27 protein-coding genes are annotated in these 24,241 nt (G+C 72.0%); 13 read left to right on the top strand and 14 right to left on the bottom strand.

The annotated features are described in order from the left end of the window. Window positions 1–145 precede the first annotated feature (145 nt). Window positions 146–364 (top strand): hypothetical protein, encoded by a 219-nt coding sequence (locus ACMXN5_RS27875; protein ID WP_439677536.1) that lies wholly within the window; start codon window positions 146–148, stop codon window positions 362–364. Window positions 365–405: 41 nt separating this feature from the next. On the opposite strand, the gene ACMXN5_RS27870 is transcribed toward ACMXN5_RS27875, so the two are convergent. Continuing rightward, complete coding sequence (locus tag ACMXN5_RS27870) at window positions 406–831, bottom strand: EboA domain-containing protein (protein ID WP_395790869.1); 426 nt, start codon at window positions 829–831, stop codon at window positions 406–408. Between the two features lie 238 nt (window positions 832–1,069). Between ACMXN5_RS27870 and ACMXN5_RS27865 the strand changes: the two genes are divergently transcribed. Further along, window positions 1,070–1,504: an SRPBCC family protein gene (locus ACMXN5_RS27865; protein WP_439677535.1), complete on the top strand. Its 435-nt coding sequence runs from the start codon at window positions 1,070–1,072 to the stop codon at window positions 1,502–1,504. A gap of 10 nt (window positions 1,505–1,514) precedes the next feature. On the opposite strand, the gene ACMXN5_RS27860 is transcribed toward ACMXN5_RS27865, so the two are convergent. Beyond that, on the bottom strand, window positions 1,515–1,802 hold the full coding sequence (locus ACMXN5_RS27860; protein ID WP_439677534.1) for a VOC family protein: 288 nt from the start codon (window positions 1,800–1,802) through the stop codon (window positions 1,515–1,517). Between the two features lie 223 nt (window positions 1,803–2,025). Between ACMXN5_RS27860 and ACMXN5_RS27855 the strand changes: the two genes are divergently transcribed. Next, window positions 2,026–2,181, top strand: a complete 156-nt coding sequence (locus ACMXN5_RS27855) for a hypothetical protein (RefSeq protein ID WP_160161830.1) — start codon at window positions 2,026–2,028, stop codon at window positions 2,179–2,181. A gap of 342 nt (window positions 2,182–2,523) precedes the next feature. On the opposite strand, the gene ACMXN5_RS27850 is transcribed toward ACMXN5_RS27855, so the two are convergent. Continuing rightward, window positions 2,524–3,468, bottom strand: coding sequence for a hypothetical protein (locus ACMXN5_RS27850; RefSeq protein ID WP_439677533.1), 945 nt, complete (start codon window positions 3,466–3,468; stop codon window positions 2,524–2,526). 322 nt (window positions 3,469–3,790) lie between these two features. Between ACMXN5_RS27850 and ACMXN5_RS27845 the strand changes: the two genes are divergently transcribed. The 3 genes from ACMXN5_RS27845 to ACMXN5_RS27835 all read left to right on the top strand — a co-directional run bounded on the left by ACMXN5_RS27845 (window position 3,791) and on the right by ACMXN5_RS27835 (window position 6,544). Then, the gene (locus tag ACMXN5_RS27845) at window positions 3,791–4,378 is read left to right on the top strand and encodes a hypothetical protein (RefSeq protein WP_439677532.1); all 588 of its coding nucleotides are present in this window, start codon (window positions 3,791–3,793) and stop codon (window positions 4,376–4,378) included. Between the two features lie 142 nt (window positions 4,379–4,520). Beyond that, window positions 4,521–5,849, top strand: coding sequence for a sensor histidine kinase (locus tag ACMXN5_RS27840; RefSeq protein WP_439677531.1), 1,329 nt, complete (start codon window positions 4,521–4,523; stop codon window positions 5,847–5,849). Next, window positions 5,846–6,544, top strand: a complete 699-nt coding sequence (locus ACMXN5_RS27835; protein ID WP_439677530.1) for a response regulator — start codon at window positions 5,846–5,848, stop codon at window positions 6,542–6,544. The genes ACMXN5_RS27840 and ACMXN5_RS27835 overlap by 4 nt, the downstream gene beginning before the upstream one ends. An 8-nt stretch (window positions 6,545–6,552) precedes the next feature. On the opposite strand, the gene sigJ is transcribed toward ACMXN5_RS27835, so the two are convergent. Further along, on the bottom strand, window positions 6,553–7,446 hold the full coding sequence (sigJ, locus tag ACMXN5_RS27830) for an RNA polymerase sigma factor SigJ (RefSeq protein WP_439677529.1): 894 nt from the start codon (window positions 7,444–7,446) through the stop codon (window positions 6,553–6,555). Window positions 7,447–7,710: 264 nt separating this feature from the next. Continuing rightward, on the bottom strand, window positions 7,711–7,959 hold the full coding sequence (locus ACMXN5_RS27825) for a hypothetical protein (RefSeq protein ID WP_439677528.1): 249 nt from the start codon (window positions 7,957–7,959) through the stop codon (window positions 7,711–7,713). Between the two features lie 481 nt (window positions 7,960–8,440). Between ACMXN5_RS27825 and ACMXN5_RS27820 the strand changes: the two genes are divergently transcribed. Next, entirely contained in the window at window positions 8,441–10,078 is a 1,638-nt protein-coding gene (locus ACMXN5_RS27820) for a TROVE domain-containing protein (RefSeq protein ID WP_439677527.1), read from the top strand. Window positions 10,079–10,170: 92 nt separating this feature from the next. On the opposite strand, the gene ACMXN5_RS27815 is transcribed toward ACMXN5_RS27820, so the two are convergent. Together ACMXN5_RS27815 and ACMXN5_RS27810 are read right to left on the bottom strand one after the other, a co-directional pair. Beyond that, window positions 10,171–10,635 carry a hypothetical protein gene (locus ACMXN5_RS27815; RefSeq protein ID WP_439677526.1) on the bottom strand — a complete coding sequence of 155 codons (465 nt, stop codon included), beginning with the start codon at window positions 10,633–10,635 and terminating at the stop codon, window positions 10,171–10,173. Next, window positions 10,632–11,198: a hypothetical protein gene (locus ACMXN5_RS27810; RefSeq protein ID WP_439677525.1), complete on the bottom strand. Its 567-nt coding sequence runs from the start codon at window positions 11,196–11,198 to the stop codon at window positions 10,632–10,634. The genes ACMXN5_RS27815 and ACMXN5_RS27810 overlap by 4 nt, the downstream gene beginning before the upstream one ends. Window positions 11,199–11,539: 341 nt before the next feature. Here ACMXN5_RS27810 and ACMXN5_RS27805 point away from each other — a divergent pair, with 341 nt between their 5' ends. Beyond that, window positions 11,540–12,457 carry an NAD-dependent epimerase/dehydratase family protein gene (locus tag ACMXN5_RS27805; RefSeq protein ID WP_439677524.1) on the top strand — a complete coding sequence of 306 codons (918 nt, stop codon included), beginning with the start codon at window positions 11,540–11,542 and terminating at the stop codon, window positions 12,455–12,457. A 25-nt stretch (window positions 12,458–12,482) separates the two neighbouring features. On the opposite strand, the gene ACMXN5_RS27800 is transcribed toward ACMXN5_RS27805, so the two are convergent. Next, entirely contained in the window at window positions 12,483–13,247 is a 765-nt protein-coding gene (locus ACMXN5_RS27800; protein WP_439678095.1) for a GNAT family N-acetyltransferase, read from the bottom strand. 183 nt (window positions 13,248–13,430) lie between these two features. Between ACMXN5_RS27800 and ACMXN5_RS27795 the strand changes: the two genes are divergently transcribed. Further along, window positions 13,431–13,652 carry a hypothetical protein gene (locus tag ACMXN5_RS27795; protein WP_439677523.1) on the top strand — a complete coding sequence of 74 codons (222 nt, stop codon included), beginning with the start codon at window positions 13,431–13,433 and terminating at the stop codon, window positions 13,650–13,652. Between the two features lie 40 nt (window positions 13,653–13,692). Here ACMXN5_RS27795 and ACMXN5_RS27790 read toward each other — a convergent pair whose 3' ends face one another. After that, on the bottom strand, window positions 13,693–14,964 hold the full coding sequence (locus ACMXN5_RS27790) for a PrsW family intramembrane metalloprotease (RefSeq protein WP_439677522.1): 1,272 nt from the start codon (window positions 14,962–14,964) through the stop codon (window positions 13,693–13,695). Next, window positions 14,961–15,599: a hypothetical protein gene (locus ACMXN5_RS27785; RefSeq protein WP_439677521.1), complete on the bottom strand. Its 639-nt coding sequence runs from the start codon at window positions 15,597–15,599 to the stop codon at window positions 14,961–14,963. Before ACMXN5_RS27785 ends, ACMXN5_RS27790 begins: the two co-directional genes overlap by 4 nt. Before the next feature lie 243 nt (window positions 15,600–15,842). Here ACMXN5_RS27785 and ACMXN5_RS27780 point away from each other — a divergent pair, with 243 nt between their 5' ends. After that, window positions 15,843–16,868 carry an alpha/beta hydrolase gene (locus ACMXN5_RS27780; protein WP_439677520.1) on the top strand — a complete coding sequence of 342 codons (1,026 nt, stop codon included), beginning with the start codon at window positions 15,843–15,845 and terminating at the stop codon, window positions 16,866–16,868. Between the two features lie 40 nt (window positions 16,869–16,908). Then, window positions 16,909–18,003, top strand: coding sequence for an alpha/beta hydrolase (locus ACMXN5_RS27775; RefSeq protein WP_439677519.1), 1,095 nt, complete (start codon window positions 16,909–16,911; stop codon window positions 18,001–18,003). A 722-nt stretch (window positions 18,004–18,725) separates the two neighbouring features. On the opposite strand, the gene ACMXN5_RS27770 is transcribed toward ACMXN5_RS27775, so the two are convergent. From ACMXN5_RS27770 to ACMXN5_RS27760, 3 genes are all read right to left on the bottom strand, one after another. Further along, window positions 18,726–19,535, bottom strand: a complete 810-nt coding sequence (locus tag ACMXN5_RS27770; protein ID WP_380010080.1) for a PaaX family transcriptional regulator — start codon at window positions 19,533–19,535, stop codon at window positions 18,726–18,728. A gap of 37 nt (window positions 19,536–19,572) precedes the next feature. Continuing rightward, window positions 19,573–21,225 carry an AMP-binding protein gene (locus tag ACMXN5_RS27765; protein WP_439677518.1) on the bottom strand — a complete coding sequence of 551 codons (1,653 nt, stop codon included), beginning with the start codon at window positions 21,223–21,225 and terminating at the stop codon, window positions 19,573–19,575. 115 nt (window positions 21,226–21,340) lie between these two features. Continuing rightward, complete coding sequence (locus ACMXN5_RS27760; RefSeq protein WP_439677517.1) at window positions 21,341–21,793, bottom strand: PaaI family thioesterase; 453 nt, start codon at window positions 21,791–21,793, stop codon at window positions 21,341–21,343. Between the two features lie 94 nt (window positions 21,794–21,887). On the opposite strand from ACMXN5_RS27760, the gene ACMXN5_RS27755 reads away from it, so the two are divergent. Beyond that, a complete protein-coding gene (locus ACMXN5_RS27755; protein ID WP_439677516.1) occupies window positions 21,888–22,361 on the top strand; it encodes a hypothetical protein in 474 nt (157 codons plus the stop codon). Window positions 22,362–22,474: 113 nt separating this feature from the next. Continuing rightward, window positions 22,475–23,566 (top strand): Gfo/Idh/MocA family protein, encoded by a 1,092-nt coding sequence (locus ACMXN5_RS27750; RefSeq protein ID WP_439677515.1) that lies wholly within the window; start codon window positions 22,475–22,477, stop codon window positions 23,564–23,566. 13 nt (window positions 23,567–23,579) lie between these two features. On the opposite strand, the gene ACMXN5_RS27745 is transcribed toward ACMXN5_RS27750, so the two are convergent. Next, window positions 23,580–24,212 carry a hypothetical protein gene (locus tag ACMXN5_RS27745; RefSeq protein ID WP_439677513.1) on the bottom strand — a complete coding sequence of 211 codons (633 nt, stop codon included), beginning with the start codon at window positions 24,210–24,212 and terminating at the stop codon, window positions 23,580–23,582. Window positions 24,213–24,241 lie beyond the last annotated feature (29 nt).

Genomic DNA, 24,241 nt, shown 5'->3' with positions numbered 1-24,241 from the left:
ATCCGCCCGGCGGGCCGGCATCATCACCACCATGGACAGACCTGGTGACGGGTGGTTGACGATCACGGCGTATCGGAACGTGCGGGGCTGCCTCGGACCGGCGGCGGCCGTACGCGCTTGACTGCGTGAACGCGGCATCGACTGGATGCCCTTCGCCGACGAGGAGATCTACATCGGGCTCCTGTGCGGGGCCGGTCCCGACGGCGGTCGGCAATGCTGGTACGACATCCGCGTACCCCCCGAGGCGCTGCGCCGGCTCGGCCTGCATCCCGATCAGCCGTCGGCCGAGGTCATCGGCCCGTCGCCGCCGCGCTGGTGGCACGCGGCGGCCGAACACCGCGCCCGGGGGCACGGCGGCTGGTAGGTGGAGACGGCATCCCGGGCCGGGTCACGCGACCCCGCCGGCTACCCCGGCTCGTGGCCGTCGTCCGTCCCCGCGAAGCGGGCCGCAGCGATCAGGTGGGGGTCGCCGGTGCGGAGGGCGTCGGCGACCAGGGACGTGGCCAGCGCCGGATCGTGCCCGGTGACCTCGAGGTAGGGCAACGCGCGCAGTACGGCGCGGCGTTCGTGGGCGTCGCCGCGCCAGTACAGGGTGCGCAGGTGGGCGGACAGATCGTGGTGGGGCGTACGCGCCGCCAGTTCGGCCAGGGCCAGGACCCGTGCCGCGTCGTCGCAGGTCCAGCCGGGCAGGCCGATCAGCGGGGCCCGGCCGCAGGTGCGCCCGGCGGCGGCGAACACGGTGAAGTCGGCGAGGCTGGGCCAGTCCTGACTGCCGGGTTTGGCGGAGGCGGTGAACGCGCTGCGCAGATCTGCGATCGGCGGGTGCGGCATGGGCGGATCCTCCCGAGGGCCGGTGACGCGGGGTACGCACGTGTCCTGTGCAGTGCGTTCCCCATCCGGGAAGCTCCCCAATCGACAAACCCCGGGATCCCCGCGCCCACGATGTCGCCCGCCGGAGTCGGCTCACCTTCCGGGGGGCGCGCGGGGGCGCTCGGGGGTGGTGCAGTCTTGACCTTCAGCGGACCGTTCGTGGGCTGACGTGGGCGTTCGTGAGATCTACGGTTGGTTCATGGTCCGTGAACCGCTCGTCGAGGTCAGTGTCGTGATCGCCGCGCCCACCGAGGCCGTGTGGCATGCCCTCGTGGATCCGGACTCGCGCGCCATGTGGTGGAGCTATCTCGACCTGGACGCACGCGTGAACGGCCGGCTCTCGGAGCGCTGGAGCGGGGCCGACGGCGAGGCGCGGTTGACCACCGGTCGGGTCGAGGCGCTCGATCCCTGTCGGCTGTTGCGCTTCACCTGGGCCGACGACGACTGGGCCGTGTCCACGACGGTGACCATCGAGCTGACCAGGGCCCGCCCCGGCACCCAGCTCCGGGTCCGCGAGACCGGCTGGAGCCGCCTGCCCGACGGGCCGAACCTGGCCGCCGCCCACCGCGACGGCTGGGGTACGCACGTCGAGGACCTGCGCCGCTTCGCCGAGGCCACCGGCGGCCCCCGCTGACCCGGTCGGTTCACCCCACCCGTACGTCCACGCTCCGCCCGTCGGGATCGGTCAGCAGATGGCGCCCCCTCGGGAGCGGCGAGTCGGCGGTCAGCACGAGCCCGATCCGCAGATAGCCGGTCAACCGGTCCGGCCGCGCCGGATACAGCTCCATCACGGTGCCGTCGTCGAGGGTCGCGGCGTAGTGCTCGGGGCCGCTCCCGTGCCGCTCGCGGACCAGGGCCAGGCCGAGCGACGCGTAGAACTCGCGGCACGCGTCGAGGCGCGACGTGTAGACAACGATGAGGCCGAGCGACACGCCGGCGAGTCAATCACGATCGTGGCCCGCCCGGTAGCCGGGGCTCGCGCGCCGGACCGGGTCCTCCGTCCGAGGTACACGGTCGCCGGTGGTTGACGCGAGGACGGGCGGTAGGGTTGTCCCGCCGCTCGGACGACGAACGGCGGAGCGAGCCGTCCCCGGTTCGTGCCCTCGGTGCTGCCGAAGGCGCGGTCGGCCGGCTGCACCACCCTTGGGAGTCATCGTGTTGGACGCACTCGGCGCATTCGCCGAACTCACCCCTTTCCTCGCGGTCGCGGTCGGCTTCACGTTCGTGATCCGAGGCATCCTGCGCGCGGATCGGCGCGAGCGCGAGCACTACGCGAAAAAGGACGCCGAGACCCGCGCACACTCCTCCTGACCGTCGGGAGGGCCGCGCCCGTGGGGGCCGCCGTGTCGGGCCACCGTGTCGCCCCTACACATCGGCCCCGTCCGCGCCCGGGCGGATAATCCGCGCGCGCCGGATCGCACACCCGCGCTACGGTTTCGCCCGACCCCCGGTGCGCAGGTCGCGGATACTCCATGGAGCCCGCAAGGGCGGTGAAATGTACGGGACTTCGAGTCCCGGTCTCCGCTGCCGCCTCGATCTCGGCGGGTCATCCACTCTTCCGGTATCGGCGGCCTGAGGCCGAAACCGACCGCGGCCGCCGGGTCAACCGACCCGGCGGCCGCGTGCGTTTTCGCGATGACACCCGGTCCCGGGTCAGGCCGCCTCGGCGCCGCCCCGCTCCTTGTCGATGAGCTCCCGGAAGTCCACCGTCGCGCTCGCCGGCGGCGGCGTCACGTCGACCTTGGTGCCCCAGTCCCGGTAGTCCACCGTGCTGCCCACCTCGCCGACCTTGGTCGGCGTGCGCACCGACTGCCGGACCGGGAGGTCGGTCTTGGCGTCGATCCACACCTCGATGGTCGACGACGTGGCGCCGATCGCCTCGTTCGCCGCGCGCAGGCTCTCCAGGGTCTTGGGGCTCAACCCGAGTGCGTCCGCGCCCAGTTGATTGGCCTTGGCCATGTCGACCGTGCCCTTGTAGTGCACGGTCGGCCGACCGTCCACGTCCTCTTTGCCGACCTCGGCGATGTCGCCGGACCCCTTGAGCAACGACAGTTGGCTGGTGGGGTCCTGCTGGCCGAAGCCCTTGTTCATCAGTTCGCCCACCGCCGAGAGGGCACCGGTCTTGTCCAGCGAGCCCAGCGCGGTGAAGTCCATCTTGAGCCAGGACTTGCCGCCGGATTCGGCGGCGAGCGCCGAGCCCATGTTCATGTACATCGCGGTCGGCGTCACCAGCGTCTCGATCTTCGCCGGCATGCCCGGGGTGCCCTGTGGCATCGCCATGGTCATCCGCAGTCCGCCCGCGTCACCGAACCTGATCGCGCCCTGCGCGCTCGAGCCCTTGCCGCCGGGCAACTTCTGCTGCACCGTGATCGCGACCGATTCGGTGCCGTGCACCTTGTCCACCGCGGCGAAGACCGCCGCCGCGGCTCCCGCGTAGGCCTTGGTCCCGCCCCCGTCCCCGTTCGACCCCTCCGCGACCGGGCCCCGATCGCCGGATCCCGACTCGTTTCCGCATGCGGCGGTCACCAGCAGCAGCGCCGCGCCGCCGATCGCCGTACCCAGCCCCCGCCGCAAACGTGGTCGCGTGCGTCCGCTCATGTGTTCATCCCCCTGATGATCGACTACACCGATCAACCTACCAACGTGTTCGCCGGATGGTGCGGGATAGGTACCGGGGTCACCGGGGCCGGGTGCGGCGGACCGGCGCCCGCGTGACGAGCGGCACCCCGCGGCGGGCCGTCGACCCCCTACCCCGGTATCACTCGCGGGTTGGCGCCGCGGTGTGATGCCCACCCGGTGGCCCGCCTCCTAGCGTGGAGTCCACGGCGCCCACCGAGCGCCCGCCGGCAACGAACCGGTACCCCCGGCCCCCGCCGAAGCCCACGTGCCCGGCTCCCGGCGCCCACCCCAAGGACCCGCCATGGCATCCACCGTCGTCCGTCCCGCCCCCGGCACCCGGCCGGCCGCCTCGACCCCGGCCCGGCGCCGTCGCCCACTCCGCCGGTTCGCGCCGGCCTCGGTGTCCGAGGCCGCCCGGCGCTCCGCGTACGCGTTCCTCGCGCTGCCGCTCGGCCTGATCGGCATCGCCTCGACGCTCGGCGGCCGTTCGTCCCGCGTCGCGCGCCTGCAACTCGCCGCGGCCCGCCGATTCCTGGACCCGCACACCGGCGACGGCCGGCACAGCGGCGCCACGACCGACCGGGGCGCCTCGCCCTGCGCCGTCCGGGTGCTCCGCCACGCCGTCCTCGACACGGCGCTGGGTGTGCCGATGCTGGTCCTGGCCGGGTACGCCTACGGCAACACGATCCGCAACCTGACCTACCCGATCCGGTACGGCGACACCGACTACCACGACGCGTGGGGCGGACCCTCCTTGGCCGGCGTCTGGGCCGTACACGCGATCGGCGGCCTCGCCTTCTTCGCCGTCTGCCTGTGCCTGATCCAGGGCCTCACCCATCTCCGGGCAGCCGGTGCGCGTCGCACCTTCCGCACCGAAAGCCGAGCCTGAACCCACCCGAACCAACACAACCCCCATCCGGCCGCCTCTCCCGCGCCGACCCCCGGACGCCACCATGCACAACACCCTCGACGCCGACTCCACCCCCGCCCCGTCCCACCGACCACCCGTTCCCGGCATACCATCACCAACCGTGAAGATCGTTCGGCCGGCGACGATCCGGTCCGCGCTGCGCGAGGCGGTGTCGCCCTCCTCGGTGGCCCCGCTCCCGCCCACGCGCCGCACGGTGCGGGTGCTGACCCTGGCCGCCCTCGTGCTCACGGTCGTGGGGTGGCTCGACCTCCACCAGCACTACGACATGGGTGCCGCCGGGACGACGATCGCCGCGATCGCCCGCGCCGTCCCGGTCCTGCTGTGCCTGTATCGCCCGCTGCCGGCCTGGTGGTTGGCCCTGGCCGCGGCGATCGCCACCGCCGTACCCACCCACCCGGTGTCCTCCGCCGAACCGTGGCCGTGGGCCGTGACGTCGGTGTTCTCCCTCGTCGTGGTGCTCACCGTGGTCGCCCTGCGCGCCCCGCGCCGCGTGCTCCTCGTGTTGTGGCTGGCCCTGCTCGCGTCGGGCACCGTGCTCGCCGCGACGCGCGGCCCGATCCGGATCGACGAACTGCTGCCGATCACGATCCTGTCCGCACTGGCCCCGCTCACCGCCGAGGCGATCGGCAGCCGGGGCGACGCGCAGCGCCGACTGGTCCTGGTCGAGGAGGTCGGCCGGGCCGAACACGCCCGGCGCGCCCTCCTGGAGGAACGCGCCCGCATCGCCCGCGAGTTGCACGACGTGGTCGCCCACCACATGTCGGTGATCACCGTGCAGGCGGACAGCGCGCCCTACCGGATCGCCGACCTGCCGGCCGCCGCCGTCGACGAGTTCGGCACGATCGCCGCAGAGGCACGTCGTTCGCTCACCGAGATGCGCCGACTGCTGCACGTGCTGCGCCAGGACGCGGACGCCGGCGCGGGAGACGGCGGCCCCGCGGCGGAGCACAGCCCGCAACCCGGCCTGGCCGACCTGCCCGTACTGATCGAGACCGCACACCGCGCCGGCCTGGACGCGCACCTGTCCATCGCGGACACCGTGCCCGCGCCGGACCGGGTCCCGGTGGGCGTACAACTGTCCGCGTACCGCCTGGTCCAGGAATCGCTGAGCAACGTGGTCCGGCACGCGCCCGGCGCCACGGTGCGGGTGACCCTGTCCGGCGACGCCTCGGCGCTGCGCATCGACGTCCGCAACTCCGCGCCCACGCACGGCGGTCGGCCCGTCGAACCCGCCTCCGCCGAGGCCGACTCGGACCGGGGGCCGGCCGCCGGCGGCCAGGGTCTGATCGGCATGCGCGAGCGAGTCGCCATGCTGGCCGGGGAGTTGCGTACCGAGGCGCTACCCGACGGCGGCTTCCACGTCGCCGCCATGCTACCCCTGCCGCCGGCCGGCACCGGCTCGGCCCCGTCGACCCCTGGAGTGGCATGACCACCGTATTGATCGCCGACGACCAGTCGATGATCCGCGCCGGCTTCGCCGCGTTGCTCGCGGCGCAGCCGGACCTGGAGGTGGTCGGCGAGGCGGCCGACGGGCGCGAGGCGATCCGGCTGACCCGCGAGACGCGGCCCGACGTGGTGTTGATGGACGTACGCATGCCGGTCCTGGACGGCCTGGCCGCGACCCGCGAACTCCTGCGCACGCCGGGCGAGTCCGGCCCGCTGCCGAGGGTGCTCATGCTCACCACGTTCGACATCGACGACTACGTGTACGAGGCGCTGCGCGCGGGCGCCAGCGGCTTCCTGCTCAAGGACGCGTCCCCGGCCGACCTGATCGCGGCGGTGCGCGTCGTCGCGGCCGGCGACGCGCTGCTCGCGCCCTCGATCACCCGTCGGCTGATCGAGGACTTCGCCCGCAACCGTCCGATCACCCGGCCGAGTTCGACCCGCCTGGGCAAGCTCACACCGCGCGAGACCGAGGTGCTGGGACTGGTCGCGCAGGGGCGCTCCAACGGCGAGATCGCGGCCCACCTCTTTCTCGCCGAGCAGACCGTCAAGACCCACGTCAGCCGCATCCTCGACAAACTGGACCTGCGCGATCGGGCCCAGGCCGTCGTCTTCGCCTACGAGAGCGGCCTGATCGCCCCCGGCGGCACGGGCCTGTCCCGGCCGCCGCAACAGGGATAGCCGGCCCGCTACTCCGACTGCACCCCCAGGTCCCGAAGTTCCGGGCGCTCCAGTCGCCCCGGGTCGGCGAGGATGTTGATCTCGACGATCTTGTCGCCCACGATGGTGAAGTCCATGACCCCCATCGGCCGGCCCTTCGGCGCGGTGAACAGCCCCGGTGAGCCGTTGACCAGCACCGGGCGCGCATACTGCGCCATGCGGGCGAAGGAGAGCGCCTGGGCGACCACCGCACGGGCGCCGCGGACGAGTTGCGACACCCCGAGCGCGCCGTCCCCGGTGTCGGCGCGCAGCAGCACGTCGGGGTCGAGCAGATCGAGCAGGGCCTGGAAGTCGCCGCCGCGCGACGCCGCGAGGAACGCGTCCACCACCCGGCGCCGGCGCTCCAGATCGGGCTTGGGCGGCGCCGCGCCCTGGACCCGACGGCGGGCCCGGCTGGCGAGCTGGCGCGTCGCGGCGGTGGACTTGTCCACGATCGGCGCGATGTCGTCGAACGGCATCGCGAACATGTCGTGCAACACGAACGCGAGCCGCTCGGCCGGCGGCAACGTGTCCAGTACGACGAGCATGGCCAACCCGACCGAATCGGCCAGCACGGCCGAATGCTCGGGGTCGGCGCCGTCCGCATCGGTCACGATCGGGTCCGGAACGTGCGTGTCCCACTCGTCCTCGCGCCGCGACTTGCGCGAGCGCAACATGTCGAGACACACCCGGCCGACCACCGTGGTCAACCAGCCCGCCAGGTTCTCCACGCCGGAGATGTCGGAACGATCCAGCCGCAGCCACGCCTCCTGCACGGCGTCCTCGGCCTCGCTGAGCGAACCGAGCATGCGATAGGCCACCGCCCGCAGATGCGCCCGGTTCTCCTCGAACCGCTCGGCCACCAATCCCTGCTCCGTGATCATCCGCTTTCTCCCGTCCGGTTCCACCGCCATCACGATCACCGATTTCCAGACGATATGACACCAGCCCCCACGTCCCGAACAGCCCTCCCAACCCCCCACGAATGCCGCGTCGGCGCCGCGCCCAACCCACGCCCCGACCCGGGCGCGCCGATGCACGGACGAAGGTACGCCCGCCACCGGAGGCCGCTCCGCGCAAACGGGACCACGGGGCTGCCAGAGCCGGCCGGGCCGGGTGCCACGCCCGACGGTCGAACCCCACCCGGCTCAGCCGATCCACACCAGGTTGATCACGCTCACCATCACCCGCTTCTCCTGCACGATGTACGTCGCGAACCCGTGCGCAGCGAAGGCCGCCTCCAGGGTGTCGCGCAACCCGCCGCTCATCCGCGCCCCCACGGTCCAGGGGTCGGACCGCAGCCGCCGCTCCAACTCCGCCCAGGCCCGCCGCGCGGCGGCCGGGAGCGTACGCCGGATCGCCTCCGCCTCGACGTGGTACTCCACGCCGTAGCTCACCCCCGCACCCGCAACCACCGGCCGTCGGGGCGGATCGCGCGGCCGGCGGCACCCGGATCTGCGGAAACGCTCATACACCCAAGCGTCGCACCACCCACACGGTCGCCCACCCGAGACCCGGAATCCCATCCGGCACGCCTCCGCGCCGCCGCGAAAAATGGATGTCGCCCACCCGGCCCGCACCCTTAGGCTCCGGACACGAAGAAACGCACCTCCCGGTGCGCAGACGAGCGGCTACTTCCTTTCCAGAAGTGGGACCTGGTCCCACCGCCGCGCGTCATCTCGATCTCGGGAGGTTCAACGTCGGGGTGCCCGGTGCGCAGACCGGGAATTCTTCCTTTTGTTGGGGTGGTCCCGGGTTCGAATCCCGGTCGCCGGTTCGCCGGTGGTAGCTCAGCGGTAGAGCACCTTGAAAGCCCGGTCGCCTCGATCTCGGGCACCTCGGCGTTGTCACCTCCCCCACATTCCACGGGGGATCACCATGTCTCGATTCAACCGGCTCCGAGGCCGCCCGGCCGCCGTCTCGCCGGTGCGCAGCACGGGCTCGAAGACCGTCACCCACCAGGGCGGCACCGGCTACACCCGCGACGCGCGCAGTGAGTTGTTCCTGCTCGCGGTGGCGAACTTCGTCGGCACCGACACGTTCTACGAGAGCGGCGGCACCCGCGACGACCGCTTCACCCAGCTCGTCCACGAACTGGCGGTCTACGACGGCGAATGGCTGCTCGGCCTGCTCACCTGGCTGCGCCGCGACGCCAACATGCGTACCGCCGCCATCGTCGGCGCCGCCGAAATGACGCGCGCCCGCCTGGAGTTCGGACTGCCGGGCCTGTCCCGCCGGGCCGTGGACGCGGTGTTGCGCCGCGCCGACGAGCCCGGCGAACTGCTGGGCTACTGGACCTCGCGCTACGGCCGGGCCATTCCCAAGCCGATCAAGCGCGGCATCGAGGACGCCGTGCGCCGGCTGTACACCTCGCACGCGCTGCTCAAGTACGACACCGCGAGCAAGGGCTATCGTTTCGCCGACGTGCTCAACCTGACCCACCCGCGCCCGGCGGCGGACAAGCCGTGGCAGGGCGCGCTGTTCGGCTACGCGCTCGACCGCCGGCATCACCCCGACACAGCGACCCCGCCCGCGTCGGACCCGGTGCTCACCGCGCGCGCCGAGCTGATGGCCGTGCCCGCGGCCGAGCGCGCGGCGCTGCTGCGCGCTCCCGACGCGGCCGAGCGGCTGCGCGCCGCCGGCATCACCTGGGAGGCGCTGGCAGGTTGGCTCCAGGGGCCGATGGACGCGGCGGCGTGGTCGGCGGTGATCCCGTCGATGGGCTACATGGCGCTGCTGCGCAACCTGCGCAACTTCGACGAGGCCGGTGTCGACGACGTCCTCGCCGCGCAGGTCGCGGCTCGGCTGGCGGATCCCGAAGAGGTCGCGCGTTCGCGGCAGTTGCCGTTCCGGTTCCTGTCCGCGCACCGCGCCGCGCCGTCGCTGCGCTGGGCGTACCCGCTGGAGCAGGCCCTCGGTCACGCACTGGCGAACGTCCCGAAGCTGCCCGGGCGCACGCTGATCCTGGTGGACACCAGTTCCAGCATGGAGTCGGGCTTCTCCCGCGACGGCACGCTGATGCGCTGGGACGCGGCGGCACTGTTCGGCATCGCGATCGGTCAGCGCTGCGGGTTCGCCGACGTGGTGTCCTTCTCCAGCACCCGGCGGTACTGGGAGGACCAGCCCGGCGCGCACACGAAGACCTATCCGATGCGTCGCGGCGAGTCGTTGCTGCGCTCGCTGGATCGTTGGAAGCAGGACGGCTACTTCCTGGGCGGCGGCACCGACACCGCGCTGGCGCTGCGTCGGGAGTACCGGGCGCACGACCGGGTGCTGATCGTCACCGACGAGCAGGCCGGGCACGACACCCAGGAGGTGACCAGGTCCATCCCGGAGAACATTCCGCTGTACACCTGGAACCTGGCCGGCTACCAGGCCGGGCACACCCCGTCGGGCAGCCGCAACCGGCACACGTTCGGCGGCCTGACCGACGCCGCGTTCACCATGATCCCGCTCCTGGAAGCGGGCCGGGACGCGCGGTGGCCTTGGGAGGCGACGGCCGGCACCGCCGGCTGAGCCGTGCCGGGCGTCGCACGACACAACGCCCGGCCCGGCCCGATCCGACACGCGGCGTCCGCGCGCCCACCTCGGGCCCGCGGACTCTTCGTTCACGCGCGCAACTTCGCCCGCGCCCCGCGCAGTTGCTCCAGTTCCCGACGCGGGAAGGGCCGTCTCCAGTCCGCGTACCACCCGTCCTCGCCACGATCGGCGTGCACCCGGTCGAAGCCGCGCAGCACGCAGCGGGCCAGCACCTCGATCGGGTGCCGCGCCTCCCACAACACCGTGCCCTGCCGCGAGCGCCGCGAGGTGTCGGGGTATTCGACGATCCGGATCTCGACCGCGTCGCCGTCCGGACTCAGGTGCCACAGAAAGCCGTTCGGCTCGGCCTCGAACATCACCTTGTGGTCGCCCGACTCGCCGAGTGCGAGCCGGGTCACCGCACCGATCAACTCCTCGGGAGCGGGGCTGATGTACGAGACGAGCATCTGCGCCTCCGCATCCGCGTCCGCGATGACGCAGTCGGCCCAACCGGCGCCCGACAGGGTCCACGTGAACGACAGCGATGCCTTCATTCCGGACATGTTGCCGGCCACCGGGGCACCGGGGCGCGAATCGCTCGAATCCGACCCGCGCCATCGGTCTCGCCGCGGATCCGTACGTCGAGCACCGCCGCCGCGCCCACCCGCGCGTCCCGAACCGCCTCGGCCCGCACCGCCGCGTAGTACAGCCCGGACACCGCGTCGGCGGCCCCACCCGACCCCGCCGCGGCCTGCCCGGCGGCCAACGGGCCCGGGTCGCGCGGGACCCGATACCGAACCGTCCACACCACCTCGGCCCCCGGCCCGATCGGCGCGCCCGGCTCCGGCTCGGTGACCGCGACCCGTTCCGTGTCGAACACCCGGATCCGGAAATGCTCGGCCCGCCGGCCCCGGTTGCGCACCAATAGTCGTGCCTCGACCACCTCCCCGGGCCGAGCCGCCACCCGCGCGCGCTCGAACCCGACCTGCACGGCGACCCCCGGATCGCCCACCCGCTGTCCGGCCAGATCGGCTCCGCACAGCGGCCCTTCGCAATAACCGTGACGCTCGTCCGGGACCTCGGTCCCGCACAGTCGGCAGTGCCCCGTAGCACTCATCGCTGCCCCCGAAAAGTCGATCCCCCCGTCCGCAGAGACGGCCGCCCGACCATCCCCGTTCCGTGTCCACCCCCGGATAAGGGAAGGCCCTCGTTCCCTCACCCGTTCCCGCACGGTTCCGGCCCGTTCCCCGCCGGTTCCCTTCCCGCCCGCCGGGCCCTTCCCGCTCCCCCTTCCCCGCTTTCTCTCCCTTCCACCTGATCGCAACCTGCACTAACGTGCCGCCACGCCCGCCCCGACCACCCCCACGGCCCCGGCCGGACCGGCATTTCCGGCCGTACGGCGCCCGGCGAACCGCCGGCCGCGGGACACGAAGCACCAGACACGACAACGGAGTCCCCATGGCAACCCCCCTCAGCGGCGCCAAGATCGTCGTCACCGGCGTCACCGGCCAGGTCGCCGAACCCGTCGCCAAGATCCTCGCGCGCGACAACGAGGTCTACGGCGCCGCCCGCTTCCAGGACGACGAGGCCCGAGCGCGCCTGGAGGCCGCGGGCGTCACCTGCGTGCGGATCGACCTGGCCGCCGGCGACGTCGCCGCCCTGCCCGCCGACGCCGACTACGTGGTCAACTTCGCGGTGGCCAAGAACGGCGACTGGAACCTGGACCTGGACGCGAACGCCGGCGGCGTACTGTCGCTGATGGAGCATCACCAGGCGGCCCGCGCGTTCCTGCACTGCTCGTCCACCGCCGTCTACCAGCCCGCCGGCCACAAGGAGTTGGCCGAGCACGCGGCGCTCGGCGACAACCACCGGGTCTGGTCGTTCCTGGAGACGTACAGCATCTGCAAGATCGCCGCGGAGGGCGCCGCGCGGTGGGGCGCGCGCCGATTCGCGCTGCCGACCACGATCGCGCGCCTGTCCGTGCCGTACGGGGACAACGGGGGCTGGCCCGGCATCCACCTGGAGATGATGCTCGGCGGCGTGCCGATCGACGTGCACTCCAACACGCCCAGCATCTACCACCCGATCCACGTCGACGACATCGCCGGCACCCTGCCCGCGCTGTTCGCGGCGGCGACGCCCGAGGTCACCACCGTCAACTGGGGCGGCAGCGACCCGGTGAGCATCGAGGAGTGGTGCGGCTATCTCGCCGAACTCACGGGTGTGAAGCCCGAGTTCAACGCGACGAACGAGACCATCGACTCGGTCACCCTCGATCTGACCGCGATGCACACGATCACCGGCCGCACCACCGTGCACTGGAAGGACGGGATGCGCCGGATGGTCGAGGCACTGCACCCGGAACTGCTCGCGTAGCGCCGGGCGGCTCCCGCCGCCGGGATCAGGTGACGATCGGATGCTCGGTGACGGGCCCGAGTACTTGGAAGCCCAACTTCCGGTACACGGGCTCGCCTTCCGCCGACGCCTGGAGCACCGCGACCGAGTGCCCCTCCGCGACCGCCGTGTCGAGCGCGGCCCGGGTCAGCGCCGCGCCGTAGCCGCGCCGGCGCTCGGCGGCCACGGTCGCGATGTTGTACACACCCGCGACGCCGGCGTGCGGGAACACCTCGGCGGTGGCCACCGGACGGTCGTCCACGTAGCCCACCAGGTAGCGCGCGGTGGACACCAGGGCCGCGTCGGCGGTCAGTTCGGCGAAGCGCACCACGTCCGGCACGGCCGGTGTCCACAACGACGCGAGCACCCCCGCGTAGTCCAGCAACCCCGCACGCGTACGCACCGCTTCGATCCGCAGCCCCGCCGGCCGCTCCGCCGCGCCGGGCTCGCTCGGAGCCAACGCCGCCCACATCGCCACCTCGCGCTCGCTCACCGGCAGCCCGTACGCCGGCAACCGCTCGGCCAGATCCCCCGGCCGCGACCCCTGGGTGACCCACCACGAGAACGGCCGCCCGGTCTCGGAAACCCGGCGGACCGTGCGTTCGACGACCGCCCCCACCGTCTCGGCGCTCGCGCGCGTGCCCGCGACGATGTTGTACGTGTCGTGCCCCAGACCGCTGTCCGCGACGATCACCTCGTCGTCCTCGAACACGCGCATCCCCGGGGTGACCCGGTGCAGGTGGCACGCGTGCTCGGCGAGATTGCGATCCATGGCTTCGATGTGCGCATGCATGCGAGCATTCTCGCCGGTCCCGAATGCCGCACGGTGATCCGATGCCCGCTATTCATCTCCGGTCGGTTCACATTGCCCGCCGCACACGGGACGATAGAGAGCAACTGCCTCATGGCGGCTGCCCGATGGCGACCGCCCTACAGGCAGGTAGGGAGGAGCACCATGGACGGACTCGTCGTACTCGCCGTGTCCGTGTGTCTGCTCGGCCTGACCGTGCTCCTGGTGGTGCGCTCGCTCGGCCGACGCGACCTCGGCACCGCACCCCCGGATCTGCTGCGCGAGGACGCACTCGCCGACCTCGAAGAGGCCGAGTGGACACCGAGGGACGAACAACCCCGACGGACCGACACCGCCGTCACCCCGGACCCGCGCACCTGCCGGTGATCGCGGGCCCGGGGCCGGTCCGGCGGTTCGCCACGACCCGCTACGGCACCTCCGGTACCTCCGGTACCTCCGGTACCTCCGGTTCCGGGGGTGTCTCGGGTCGGGTCTGGGCCCGGCCGGTCGGGGCGTTCGGCGGCGGTTCCGCGTCGGCGGCCACCACCTGGGCCCGGGCCCGGTCGATCCGCCGATGCCAGCGCGCCACCCCGGGGTCGTGGGCCGGGTCGGCGGACCGGGACAGCGCCACCCCGTAGCCCAGTTGCGCGCGCTGGAGCCGACTGCGCGCCCGGGCCGCCTTGCGCCCGTGCTCGCGCCGGGCCGCTTCCACCGCGTCCTTGCGGGTCTTGTTCGACGCGAGCGCGGCCAATTCGCCCAGCGGCAGCAGCTCCGGCTCGTCGCCCACCGCGCGGGCGAACCGCCGGAACTCCTGCCGGGCCGCGAGCCGGTAGACGTAGCTCGCCACCGCCAGCACGACCAGGCCGTTGAGCACGATCTGCACGATGGTCAGGTACCAGTCGGTGCGCCGCAGCACGATCTCCACGAGCGGCGAGTTGTTCACGAAGTGCAGGCCCCAGGCGACCACGTACAGCGCGATGGCGGCGGCCACGCGCACCGGCGGCGACCGCCGCACTCCGACCAGCACGTACGCCACGCCCGCGCCGGTCATCGCGGTGAACGCCGCGTGGCTCCACAACCCGTTGACGACGGCCCGGACGAAGAAGCTGGCCACGACGCCGCCGGTCCAGATCTCGCCGGACTGGATCGCCGCGTTCAGCCCGTACAGGATGTTCTCCACGACCTGGAAGCCCAGGCCGACCAGCGCGCCGATCACGAAGCCGTCGAGCACGCTCTCGAAGACCCGGCGGTTGATCAGGATCAGCGTCACCACGCCGAGCAGTTTCAGCGTCTCCTCGACGATCGGCGCGGAGATCGAGGCGCCCCAGTCGGTGGAGAACTCCGGGTCCAGCTTGGCCAGATAGCTGAGCAGGTTGTCGTTGGCCACCAGGGCGAACCCGGTCGCCACCAGGCCGCCCCACAACACCGCCGCCACACAGAACGACAGCGGCTCGCGCTCGAACAGGTCCAGGTGGGTGATCACCGCGAGCGCCGGGATCAGCCACAGCGTGTTGATCACCACGCTCAGCACCAGCGCGCCCGACGGAGCCGCCGAGGACAGCCGGACGAAGTTGGGCACCACGCTCGCCGCACCGAGCGCGAGCACGATCGGATACAGCCAAAACGCCGCCCGCCTGGGCTGCACGATGCCGCCCGCGTCCCGGCGACCGCGCCGGTCGGTCAGCGGAGCCACACTCACGACGCGGTCACCTCCACCGAGTCGAGCATGGTCACCACGTCGTCGGCGATCGCGGCGGTCAGCGGCGCGGTGTGCCGGGCGGTGAGCGACACGCCCAGTCCCTGGCCGCCGGCGACCAGGACGGTCAGCGTGCCGGCCACGGTGTGTCCGGTGATCGGCGCGACCAGGCCGGTGAGGCCGCGCGCGGTGGTCACCTTGGCGGGGTCGCCGCCGACCCGCCCGCGCCCGGTCGCCGCGTAACGGCGCGCCGCCGCCCGGAACGCGCCCGCCGCCGAGGACTGCCGGCCCAGCGGGGTCAGCCGATACGTGGTCGCCCCCTTGACCAGCACGCTGACCAGATCGGCCTGGGACGCGCCCCGGTCCACCTGCCAGCCGAGCGCGGGTTGGTACCGGAAGGTGCCCAGCGTGACCACCTGCCCGGCCCGCACCGGCGCGGCGCCGACCACGGAGCGGTTGAGCAGGTAGGGAACCGCGATCAGGATCACCATCACGACGGCGACGACGCACGTCGCCCGCAGCCCGTGCGGCCCCCGCATCAGGCGTGACCACAACCTGCCGGGATCCGGTTTCGAGGAGTTCGACGAGTTCGCGGAGTCGGGGGAGGGCGGTCGCGGGACCGGTGCTGTGACGGACAAGCGCGGCTCCTGTCGGTGGGAAACCTGCGGGGGCAGGGTCTGCGCCGGTACCCCCACCACTTCGGAAAGTCACTCCGCCATCGGCCGAAGGAGTGATCCGGGCACGGGGAAATCACGACAACGCTGTTTACGTCCCGCCGATTGATGGACGGCTGTTACAGAGCAGCCCGATCACCGTTTCGCCGCCCGGTTAAGGTCGTTTTTGTCAACAGCACCCCCCTGACGCCTGCCGGAGCTCTTCCTTTGAACCCCCTTTCCGCACGCCGTCCTCGCGCGACGGCGCTGCTCGGCGCCGTACTGCTCGCGGTGACCGCGGTCGCGTGCGGCTCCTCGTCCGGCGACTCCACGGTCGACCACGCCAAGAGCACGGCCACGCCCCGGCAGTCCGGGCAGTCCTCCGGTCAGCCCGCGAAGCCCGCCGCCCCCAGCAAGGTCGTCATGCCGACCGGGCCCACGACGAACTTCACCACGGCGACGAACACCACCGTCGGGCCGATCATGATGACCAGCTACACCGGCCCCAAGTCGGGCGTCACCGGCAAGGTGTGGGTGTGGCTGCCGCCGGAGTACAACGACCCGGCCTTCGCCAAGCACGGCTTCCCGGTCCTGACGCTCTACGCCGGCGGACAGAGCAACGGCTACAACACCTGGACCGACAACCAGCTGCCGATCCAACAGATGGCCGTAGCCGAGACGAAGGCGGGCAAGACCCACCCCTTCATCATGGTGATGCCGGTGCAGAACCTGGAGAAGGACGAGAAGCGCAGCCTGGAGTGCAGCGACATCCCCGGGCAGCCGAAGATGGGCACGTGGATGTCACAGGACATCCCCGACCTGGTCAAGGCCAACTTCCGCACCCTGCGCGACCCGGCGGGCTGGGGTCTGATGGGTGCCTCCACGGGCGCGTTCTGCAGCGTGAAGCTCGCACTCCAAAACCCCCAGCAGTTCAAGGTCGCGGTGCCGATCGACGGCTACTTCAACCCGGACAGCCCGCTGTGGAAGGGCCACGAGGCGGAGCGGCTGGCCAACAGCCCCGATCACATGATCGCGGAAGGCAAGGCGAACATCGACGTGCTCGCGACCGCGGGCGGCGGGGACCCGGCCGAGGTACGCCTGGTCAAGGCCTTCGTCGCCAAGGCGGCGGCACCCGTTCGCATCGAGTATTACGAGCAGCCCGCCGGCAGGCATCTCACTTCGCACTTCAAGAAGATGATCCCCGACCTGCTCGGCTGGCTCGGCCGGCACATGTCCCCACCCACCGCCGACTGACCGTGTCCGGATCGTCGCTGAATCACCCTGGAAGACGACAGTGAGTCTGACCGGTACCCCCTTCTACATAACGACCATCGTGCTGGCGATAGCGGCCGTGGTGCTGGCGCTGTTCGCGTGGAACCACATCCCGGGCCCCAACCCGGTGAAAATCATCGCCCGGCTGTTCATGCTGGTCACCTGCCAGTTCACCGCCATCCTGATGGTCTTCGTCATGGTCAACAACGCGAACAGCCTCTACGACACGTGGGACGACTTCCTCGGCACGGGCGGCAGCCACGTGGTCGAGGCGCGCGAGCCCGCTCCGCCGCCCGCGCCCGAGCAGAAGCTGCTCACCAAGTTCGATCCGGCCGGTGACGGCAAGATGGGCGAGGGCGTCCAGGAGACCACCCTCAAGGGCCCGCAGTCGGGGGTCGAGGCCGAGGTCTACGTGTGGCTGCCGCCGCAGTACAAGGACCCGGCGTTCGCGGACAAGAAGTTCCCGGTCGTCGAATTGCTGCCCGGCTACCCGGGTTCGGCCAAGGCCTGGTTCGGCACGCTGGACGTCAACAAGCAGCTCAAGAGCATGATGGCCAAGGGCGAGGTGGCCCCGTTCATCCTGGTCTCACCGCGCACCAAGCTGCTCGCGGGCCAGGAGGACACCGGCTGCGCGGACGTCCCGGGCAAGGCCAACGCCGACACCTGGATCTCGGGCGACGTGCGGCGCATGGTGATCGACAACTTCCGCGCCGAGTCCGACCCCAAGCACTGGGCCATCGCGGGCTACTCGGCCGGCGCCCACTGCGCCACCCGAATGGCCCTCCTCCACCCGGACCGCTACGGCGCCGGAGTCAGCCTGTCCGGCTACAACGACCCCAAGGGCGAGTCCGACTCGGTCACCTCAAAAGACCCGGCCCTGCGAGTCTCCTCCAACCCCCTGACCATCCTCAAAAACGCCCAACAACCCCCCAAGATCGCCCTCTACATGGCCGGCGAAAAGGGCGACGGCTTCGGCGACGCCCAAGCCCTCAAAGCCGCCGCCAAGCCCCCCACGGCCATCACAGTCGCCGAAATCTCCGGCGGCGGCCACGGCACAGACGTCTGGCGCCGAATGGTCCCCGACGTCTTCCGCTGGCTGACCAAAACGATGGTCTGAACAAAGTCAACGTAAACTCAGCCCGGCCGGCGCTTGAGGCCAAACAGCCCGGCCGGCGCTTGAGGCCAAACAGCCCGGCCGGCGCTTGAGGCCAAACAGCCCGGCCGGCGCTTGAGGCCAAACAGCCCGGCCGGCGCTTGAGGCCAAACAGCCCGGCCGGCGCTTGAGGCCAAACAGCCCGGCCGGCGCTTGAGGCCAAACAGCCCGGCCGGCGCTTGAGGCCAAACAGCCCGGCCGGCGCTTGAGGCCAAACAGCCCGGCCGGCGCTTGAGGCCAAACAGCCCGGCCGGCGCTTGAGGCCAAACAGCCCGGCCGGCGCTTGAGGCCAAACAGCCCGGCCGGCGCTTGAGGCCAAACAGCCCGGCCGGCGCCTGAGGCCAAACAGCCCGGCCGGCGCCTGAGGCCACACAGCCCGGCCGGCGCCTGAGGCCACACAGCCCGGCCGGCGCCTGAGGCCACACAGCCCGGCCGGCGCCTGAGGCCAAACAGCCCGGCCGGCGCCTGAGGCCACACAGCCCGGCCGGCGCCTGAGGCCACACAGCCCGGCCGGCGCCTGAGGCCACACAGCCCGGCCGGCGCCTGAGGCCACACAGCCCGGCCGGCGCCTGAGGCCACACAGCCCGGCCGGCGCCTGAGGCCACACAGCCCGGCCGGCGCCTGAGGCCACACAGCCCGGCCGGCGCCTGAGGCCACACAGCCCGGCCGGCGCCTGAGGCCAGGCGTTACACCTCGCGTACGTGGACCCCCGCCCCCTCCGCCAGGAGCGAGTGCAGGGACAGGAACACCTTCCGCGCCTCCACCGCGTTCCAGTCCGCCGGCAACAACTCCGCCGGCAACCCCGGGTCCAGATACGGCAACCGCCGCCACTGGGTGAGCATCGGCACATAGGCCCGAAACGCCTCCCCCGGCGAAATCACCGCCCGCCCCCCAAGCTCCGCCGCAACCGGCCCATACGCGTCCGTGAACAGCGCGTACTGCTCCTCGATCGCCTCGAAGTCCCACCACTCCCCGACCGCCTCGCCGAGCCGCGTCGCACTGGCCGCATCCCCCGTGAACAGGTGTACGTAGTCCGCCAGTTCAACCCGCTCCAGCGTCCGCCGAGCGTCCTCCAACAACCGCGCCGGCGCGATCCACACCCCCGGCGACACATTGCCGAACCCCAGCCACGTCAACCGCGACCGCAACTGGTGCCGATGCGCCCGCTCCGACTCCGGCACCGAGAAGATCGCCAGCACCCACCCGTCCGACAGCCGCGCCGGCTCCAGATTGCCGAAGATCCGCCGATCGCCCTCGTCGAAGATCGACTCCATCGCCGGACTCAGCCGATAGCCGGTCCCCTCCCGCCGCTCCTGGATAAGCGTGCCGCGCTTCTTCAGCCGCGAGATCGCCGACCGCACCGCCGGTGCGTCCACGCCGAGTTCGCCCATCAGCACGATCAGGTCGGCGATCGAGATCCACCCGCCGAGCCCACGCACGAACGCGCCGTACACGGTGTTGATCAGGGAACTGGGCCGGGCCGAGGTCTCCGCCATGGTCGCCTTCCTCGCGGAGTCTGGTTCGGCGGTGATCCTATCCGGGCGCAGGCCCCGCCCCGGCGACCGGCGTACCCTCGGCCGCGCGCCGCCGCAGTTCCCCGCGCCGCAGCTTGCCGGTGTTCGTACGCGGCAACTCGTCCACGAACTCGACCAGACGCGGGTACTTGTACGGAGCCATCGTCTGCTTCACGAACCCCTGCAACGCCCGCGCCGTCGCCTCGTCCGGGCTCACCCCGGGGTGCAGCACCACATACGCCTTGACTACCAGCCCCCGCCGCACATCCGGCGCCCCGACCACGCCGCACTCCGCGACGTCCGGATGCGCACCGAGCACCGCCTCGACCTCGGGCCCGGCGATGTTGTACCCGGAAGAGACAATCATGTCGTCACTACGCGCCTGATACCAGAAATAACCATCCTCATCCCGCACATACGTATCACCGGTGATATTCCACCCATAACACACATAATCCACTTGCCGAGCGTCATCGAGATAGCGACACCCCGTCGGCCCCTTCACCGCCAGCCGTCCCGGCGTCCCGTCCGGCACGGGCGAGCCGTCCGACCCGAGCACCACGGCCCGAAAACCCGGCACCGGCAGCCCGGTCGCCCCCGGCCGGATCGCATCGTCGGCCGCGGAGACGAACACGTGCAGCAGTTCGGTGGCGCCGATCCCGTCGATGATCCGCGTCCCGATCGCGTCGTGGTACGCCTGCCACACCCCGACCGGCAACGCCTCCCCCGCCGACACGCACCGCCGCACGCCCGCGAGCAGGTCGACGAGCCCGGCGCCGAGGATGGCCCGATACGCGGTCGGCGCGGTGAACAGTACGGTGACCCGCCGCTCGGCCACCACGGCCGCCAGCTCCTCAGGCGTCGCCCGCTCCAGGAGCAGCGTGGCCGCGCCCACCCGCAGCGGGAACACCACCAGCCCACCGAGCCCGAAGGTGAAGCCCAGCGGCGGCGTCCCGGTGAACAGGTCGGTCGGCTCGGGCCGCAGCACATACGCGGAGAACGTATCGGCGATCGCCAACACGTCCCGATGGAAGTGCATCGTCGCCTTGGGCCGCCCGGTCGTCCCGGACGTGAACGCGATCAGCGCCACGTCGTCGCACGCGGTGTCGACCGCCTCGAACACGGTGCTCTTCGCGGCGCAGCGGGCGGCCAACGTACCCTCCCCCGCCCCGCCGTAGTCGATCACGCGCAGCCCGGGGGTGTCGGCGGCCTCCAGCTCGGCGGTGAAGCGGTGGTCGCACAGGGCCACGACGGGTCGGGCGATCCGGTGGATGGTGTCGAGTTCGTGCGCGCGCAGCAGTGGCATGGTGGTCACCACGACCGCGCCGGCCTTCAGCGCGCCGAACCAACTCGCGACCAGCCAGGGGTTGTTGGGGCCGCGCAGGAGGATCCGATGACCGGGCAGCACGCCCAGGTCCTCGGTCAGCACGTGCGCGATCTGGTTCGCGCGGGTGAGCAGGTCGCCGTAGGTCCAGGTCTCCGTCGCGGTGACCAGGCACCGCCGTTCGGCCCCGTGTCGGGCGATGGTGTCGTCGAGCAGGGCCGAGGCGCAGTTGAGCCGGTCGGGATAGCGCACCTCCGGCACATCGAAGACCAGTTCGGGCCACTGCTCGGCGGGCGGCAGCCGATCCCGGCAGTACGTGTCGACGTGCGCGGAGGGACGGAGCTGCATGAGGGCACCTCATCCTGTTGCCATCGTGACGACAGTCAACGGTACGCGACACCCGCACGGGATGACATCCCCTCGGCGCACCCGCAGCCGCCTCGGCCCACCACCCGCCCCACCCTCAGGCCGACCCCCCGTTCACCACCAGCACCGTGCCGCGCCCGATCGCACAGACCGTCTCGGTGCCATCCTCCGCGCACATGATCAACGTGCAGTCGCACACCGCCTGCCGCCGCCCCGCATGCACCACGTGCGCCTCGGCCCGCAACATCACCCCCTGCGCCGGCCGCAGATATTGGACCTGGACACTGCCGGTCAGCACCGCCGCCCCCAGCGTGCTGCCCGCAGCGAACGTGATCGTGTTGTCCGCCGCATACGCCAGCACGCCGCCGTGCAAGTAGCCGTTCTGCTGCCGGAGTTCGTCCCGCACGTCGACCTCCAGGACGGCCCGCCCGGCGCCGAACCCGGTGACCCGGGCACCGACGAGCCGGCTGAACGGCTGGGCCGCGAGCACCTTCTCGGCGAAGTCGAGCCCGAGGGGGCCGGTCGACGGGCCGGCGGGGGTGTCGGTCATGGCGCTACCACCGTTCGTTCGGGAGCCGGATGCCCGACCATCGATATCAGAGTCGGCCCGCCCGCCACCGTGCGCCCTCGGGCACAATCGGGACGTGTTCGAACTGCTGCCGGGCGTGGGCGTGGTGCTGCCGCGCGGCGCCGGCATGTTGCGCTTCGGGATGAGCGAGCAGCGGGCCCAGTGGACGTTGTCCACGGTCCTGGACGTACGCGCCTACTGGTCCTGCGCCGGCACCCGCTACCACGACGACGGCCACCGGAGGTTCTGGAGCTTCGGCGGCTCCCTGGGCACCCTGCGCGTGGACGTGACCGGCTCCGAACACGGGTGCCGCACCATCGCCTTCGAACGACTGCCGGGCACGACGACGGATCCGGTGGTGTGGCGGGACGTGGACCTGTTCGGGTATCCGGCCGACGAGGTCGAGGCGGCGCTGCCGGGGGCGGCGGAGCGCGAGCGGATCGGGCTGCTGCTGGACCCGCCCGCCGCCGGGACGGCCGCGTCGACCGACGACCGGCCGACCCGGGTGCGCCTGACCACCGAGGACGTGTCGGCGTACCGCCCCGGCTGATCGCCCCCACCCGCCGGATGCGCTTCGTCACACGGCACCACGATGGCGAATTTGGACAGCTTCCCTTACCGTAGGCCCCCGTTTCGGCCCGGCCCACAACAAGGAGCGACGTCATGGCGCAGGAAAAGCTGGGTGTGGCGATCGTCGGGACCGGATTCGGGTGCATCACCCACCTGCCGGCGTTCCGGGACGCGGGCTTCGAGGTACGCGCCCTCGTCGGCCGGGACCCCGCCCGCACCGCCGAGCGCGCCGAGCGCTTCGGCGTCCCGCACGCGTACACCGACCTCGACGCGGCGCTCGCCCTCGACGGCGTGGACGCGGTGAGCGTGGTCACTCCCCCGCACGCCCACGCCGAGATCGTGCTCGCCGCGATCGCGGCCGGGAAACACGTGGTCTGCGAGAAGCCGTTCGCGAGCGACGCGACCGAGGCGGCCCGGATGCTGGCCGCCGCCGAACAGGCGGGCGTGGTGCACCTGTTGGGCACCGAGTTCCGCTGGCAGTCGTCCCAGGCGCTGCTCGCCCGGCTGATCGCCGCCGGTGCGATCGGCGAACCCCGGCTCGCCACCTGGCTGTTGCACATCCCGGTACTGACCGGCCCGGCCGCCGAGGTGCCCGCGTGGTGGGGCCGGGCCGAGGACGGCGGCGGCTGGCTCGGCGCGCACGCCTCGCACTGGATCGACCAGATCCGGCACACGCTGGGCGAGTTCGAGGGGGTCAGCGCCGGCCTGCCGCTGGTCGCGGATCGGCCGGGGCAGAGCGCGGAGGACACCTTCAATGTGCGCTTTCGCACGGTGACCGGGGTGGAGGGCACGCTGCAGAGTTCGGCCGGCGTCTACGGTCCGCCGCTGATGACCACGCGCGTGGCGGGCACGCACGGCACGGCCTGGGTCGAGTTCGACGACGTGTGGCTCGGCGACGCCGGCGGCGACCGCCGGGTGGACATCCCCGAGGACCTGGCCAACCCGGACCCGATCGCGCCGCCGTCCGACCTGATGCACACCGCGTACGACCTGCTGCACTCGATGGGCATCGACCGCGCGCCCTACGCCCGCCTGGCCGGCACCTTCGCCGCGCTGATCGCCGGCGACCCGATCCCCGACCACCCGCGTCCCGCCGACTTCGCCGACGGCGTGGCCGGCCAACGTGTCCTCGACGCGATCCGCGCCTCCGCCGCGTCGGGCGGCGCGTGGGTGGCCTGCGGCTGAGCACGCCCGCGGCTCAATCGCCCCGGGTGTGCGAGTTCAGCGGAGTCGGGTGGGCGTGATGCAGCGCGGCCAGGCCGTACAGCACCCGTACGTCCGGCCAGTCGACCTCGACCAGGTACCGGTTCTCGAAGTCGTCGTCGAAGAAACGGAACACGTCCGCTCCACCGCGCGTCCACCGGGTCTTGATCGGCATCCGGGGAAACTCGCCGCCGAACAGGATGGCCGCCGCCATCACCGCCCACACCGGTGAGAACAACCACCACCAGCACCAACCGACCACCTCGCCCTTGACCGCGTACAGCGTTCCCCCGTCGGGCAGTTCGACGTGCCACGAGGTCCGCCGCGGGGGCAGCACGCTCCCGCGGCGACGGGTGACCCGCCCCAGCGGCTCACCCGCCGGGCCGAGGATGCGGTAGACGGCCCCGGTGTCGTCGGCCGACTCGGTCTCGACCGTGATCGCGGCCGACTCGCGCCGGGGGTCGGCCCACAACGTCAGGTGCCGCCAGTCCTTGTGCCGCCCGCCCCCGTCCGGCCGGGCGTCGTCGATGTACAGCAGGTCCTCGAAGCTGTCGTGCCGCCCGGAATCCCGCCGCATCCCCAGCGCCGAACCCCGCCAGACGTCCTCCGGCAACTTACGAAGCGCCATCGAACCGTGCCGTCCCCGAATCCCGAACA

This window comes from Embleya australiensis, from assembly GCF_051903075.1.
Classification (GTDB): domain Bacteria; phylum Actinomycetota; class Actinomycetes; order Streptomycetales; family Streptomycetaceae; genus Embleya.
The sequence above is the reverse complement of the archived record's forward strand: the minus strand, read 5'-3'. Positions and strand labels throughout refer to the sequence as shown.

Coding starts and splice junctions, on each gene's coding strand:
- ACMXN5_RS27875 (WP_439677536.1), top strand. CDS start 146: ATGCCCTTCGCCGACGAGGAGATCTACATCGGGCTCCTGTGCGGGGCC.
- ACMXN5_RS27870 (WP_395790869.1), bottom strand. CDS start 831: ATGCCGCACCCGCCGATCGCAGATCTGCGCAGCGCGTTCACCGCCTCC.
- ACMXN5_RS27865 (WP_439677535.1), top strand. CDS start 1,070: ATGGTCCGTGAACCGCTCGTCGAGGTCAGTGTCGTGATCGCCGCGCCC.
- ACMXN5_RS27850 (WP_439677533.1), bottom strand. CDS start 3,468: ATGAGCGGACGCACGCGACCACGTTTGCGGCGGGGGCTGGGTACGGCG.
- ACMXN5_RS27845 (WP_439677532.1), top strand. CDS start 3,791: ATGGCATCCACCGTCGTCCGTCCCGCCCCCGGCACCCGGCCGGCCGCC.
- ACMXN5_RS27835 (WP_439677530.1), top strand. CDS start 5,846: ATGACCACCGTATTGATCGCCGACGACCAGTCGATGATCCGCGCCGGC.
- sigJ (WP_439677529.1), bottom strand. CDS start 7,446: ATGATCACGGAGCAGGGATTGGTGGCCGAGCGGTTCGAGGAGAACCGG.
- ACMXN5_RS27820 (WP_439677527.1), top strand. CDS start 8,441: ATGTCTCGATTCAACCGGCTCCGAGGCCGCCCGGCCGCCGTCTCGCCG.
- ACMXN5_RS27815 (WP_439677526.1), bottom strand. CDS start 10,635: ATGAAGGCATCGCTGTCGTTCACGTGGACCCTGTCGGGCGCCGGTTGG.
- ACMXN5_RS27810 (WP_439677525.1), bottom strand. CDS start 11,198: ATGAGTGCTACGGGGCACTGCCGACTGTGCGGGACCGAGGTCCCGGAC.
- ACMXN5_RS27805 (WP_439677524.1), top strand. CDS start 11,540: ATGGCAACCCCCCTCAGCGGCGCCAAGATCGTCGTCACCGGCGTCACC.
- ACMXN5_RS27800 (WP_439678095.1), bottom strand. CDS start 13,247: ATGGATCGCAATCTCGCCGAGCACGCGTGCCACCTGCACCGGGTCACC.
- ACMXN5_RS27795 (WP_439677523.1), top strand. CDS start 13,431: ATGGACGGACTCGTCGTACTCGCCGTGTCCGTGTGTCTGCTCGGCCTG.
- ACMXN5_RS27770 (WP_380010080.1), bottom strand. CDS start 19,535: ATGGCGGAGACCTCGGCCCGGCCCAGTTCCCTGATCAACACCGTGTAC.
- ACMXN5_RS27765 (WP_439677518.1), bottom strand. CDS start 21,225: ATGCAGCTCCGTCCCTCCGCGCACGTCGACACGTACTGCCGGGATCGG.
- ACMXN5_RS27760 (WP_439677517.1), bottom strand. CDS start 21,793: ATGACCGACACCCCCGCCGGCCCGTCGACCGGCCCCCTCGGGCTCGAC.
- ACMXN5_RS27750 (WP_439677515.1), top strand. CDS start 22,475: ATGGCGCAGGAAAAGCTGGGTGTGGCGATCGTCGGGACCGGATTCGGG.
- ACMXN5_RS27745 (WP_439677513.1), bottom strand. CDS start 24,212: ATGGCGCTTCGTAAGTTGCCGGAGGACGTCTGGCGGGGTTCGGCGCTG.